Annotated in this window: 2 protein-coding genes; both read left to right on the forward strand. The window is 51.9% G+C overall.

Annotated features, from left to right (window positions below; genetic code table 11):
* The coding region (locus Q0R17_RS09460; RefSeq protein WP_293934410.1) for a type VI secretion system Vgr family protein at positions 1 to 1773 on the forward strand (1773 nt) is incomplete at its 5' end.
* Positions 1770 to 2746, forward strand: a 977-nt coding sequence (locus Q0R17_RS09465; protein WP_293934411.1) for a hypothetical protein, incomplete at its 3' end; no start/stop codon positions are given. The genes Q0R17_RS09460 and Q0R17_RS09465, both read left to right, overlap by 4 nt.

Here is a 2746-nt window from a genome sequence, read left to right on the forward strand (position 1 = left end):
CATACCGACGAGCAAGGCCGGATAAAAATTCAGCTACATTGGCAGCGTGCCGCTGAGCACCCGGAGTTTGGCGCTAACCTCGATGATAAGTCGTCCTGCTGGGTACGCGTATCTATGCCAAGCGCCGGTGCAGGCTTTGGCCACCAGTTTATTCCGCGCATCGGGCAGGAAGTTCTGGTGGATTTTATCGAGGGAGATATCGACCGCCCCATCGTCACTGCAGTCGTCCACAACGGTAGTCATCCAGTGCCGACATTCAGCGGCGCAGGCGCTTTGCCTGCCAACAAAACGCTGTCTGGCATCAAGACCAAAGAATTTGAGGGCGGCCAATACGGCGAACTGCTGTTTGACGATACTAAGGGCGAAGTCCGAACTAAATTATCTAGCGAGCACGGCAAAACCCAGCTTAATATGGGCTACCTGATCCACCCGCGCACAGATGGAAAAGGTGACCCACGCGGCGAAGGCTTTGAATTACGCACCGACAAACAAGGCGCTATTCGCGCCAGCGGCTTACTCATCAGCACCGAAGCCAAGGGCGGCGCATCCGGCAAACAGCTCGACCGCACACCCGCCCAAAGCCAGCTTGAATCCGCCCTGGAAACCGCCAAAAATCTTGGCGAATACGCTACTAAACAACTCGCTGACACTATCGAAACCGGCGACGACGATCAAACGGTTAAGCCCGACAACAGCGCTGGCGACAAAGCCACCCACGGCCACCTTTATCACCACGTGCATGCCAGCAAAAGCTTAGCTGCAGGCAGCAATACGGATAAAGACGGCAAAAGCAAATCAAAAGAACAAGCAGGCCAGCAAAAAATCATCCTGCTGCACGGCGAGGATGGCGTAGCCATTACCACCCCGCAAAGCCAGACCCTCAGCGCAGGCAGCAACCTTGATCAAGTCGCCCAAAGGGACAGCAACCAAAGCACCGGCCGCCGCTGGATTCATAACGTGGGTCAGCACATCAGCCTGTTTACCGGCGGCATTAAAGACAAAATCACCATGAAGTTGATCGCCGCCAAAGGCCAACTGCAAATGCAGGCCCAAAGCGACGATATCGAAATCACCGCTGACAAAAACGCTAGGTTCACCGCCATCAAAGGCAAAGGCCTCTTCAACGCCAAACAAGAAATCCTGCTCACCGCTGGCGGTGCTTATATCCGCATCAAAGACGGCAAGATCGAGCTGCATGCCCCGGGGAAGGTGAGTATTAAAGGGGGAAGCCATGATTGGGGCGGGCCGAAGAGTTTGAATGTGGCTCCGCCTTATTTGCCCAAGGCTGAAGATAAGAAAAACTGGTTGGAATTAAATTATCGCTATAAGAATATGCAAGCCGTAGTGGGCGCGCCTTACACCGTACTGTTTGCCGATGGCACGCAACAGCAAGGCACGCTTGACGATAAAGGCCATGCAAAATTAGAAGGTATTCCTGCCGAAGGCGTACAAGAAATTATTTATGGTTGGGATAGCCGTGATGCAGAGCCTTGGGTTAAAGCCCCAGCCAACCCTATTTTGGGGCAAAAACCAAGCAGCAACGAAGAAGCGGCATTGCTGCTAGAGCAGTATTTGGAAGCTGAAACCGAATACCTTGAAGACAATTATTTCCCAGACGAAATTGAAGCCATGCTGAGTGAAAAATACGGCGCAGAGCCTTTATACGAGCAACATTACGATGATTATCTTTTAGACAGCGAGCAACAGCCCAGAGTGGATTACAGCAAAGCGCACCCTAAAGATCCCCCTATAAAGAGTGGAGAAAAGCCATGAGCGCAGCAACGGCAGGGGGAAAAGCAGCGACTAAAGCCGCTTTAGATCAAGCTGATCAGGGTATTGGGGGGTGGTTACATGGGCTTGTTTCTGGCAAAGGCGATAGCCCCTCGCAAGTTATTGTGACGGCGGTGCTTGGGGTGGTGCCCGGTGTCGGCCAAGTGATGGATGCGCGAGATATTATTTTATCCATCCTTTCCCTTACGGCTAATCCAGCCAATCCTTTTGCTTGGTTGGATTTAGTCATCAATGTGCTGGGCTGCATTCCCGGCGTGGGCGATGCCTTTAAGGCTGTCTTTAAGCTGGCAAAAGTCGGCACTCCATTGTCGAGAATTCTGGATGTATTACCCGCCAAGATGAGAGGGAATGCTTACAAATGGGTCAAGGAAATGGATTTTGGCAAGCTGGCCGGCCAACTTAAAGCCCTGATCGACGATATGTTAGGTGCTTTTATTCATGCTCTCGATGGCTGGGCCGTTAAAGCGCTGATGGGCCGCTCTGATGTAAATCGCTATATTCAGCAGCTTACTGATCTTAAAAAAATGGCGAGCGGTAAAGTAGATAATGCCGTAGGCGAACTTAAAAAAATGCATGGCAAACTGCTGGCGGATGATCTTCCTAAAAGCACGGGCAAAACCACCGCCGTGCGCACGGCCCCAGAAGTCATCGTCCCCAAAGGAAAAAAAAGTGCGCCAGTCTTGAAAGACCGTACCCCCAAGCAAAAAGCCACCCCGCTGCAAACTAAAACCAGCGAAAAACGCCAGGCTAAAAAACGTAGCAACTGGCAAAGTGGCGTGTTGCCTGAGCACTTAACTGATTACCATATGCCTACAGCAAAAGCAGGCTTTAAGAAAGTAAACGATCATGGCCGTAAGCGCGAAGAGCACGATGGGCCAAAGGGCGCAGGGATAGACCATATCTGGCACAGCCCGCTACGCTCCCCCACTCAGCCTTATGTAATTGGTGAAACCAA

Source organism: Iodobacter sp., assembly GCF_025352645.1.
GTDB lineage: Bacteria > Pseudomonadota > Gammaproteobacteria > Burkholderiales > Chitinibacteraceae > Iodobacter.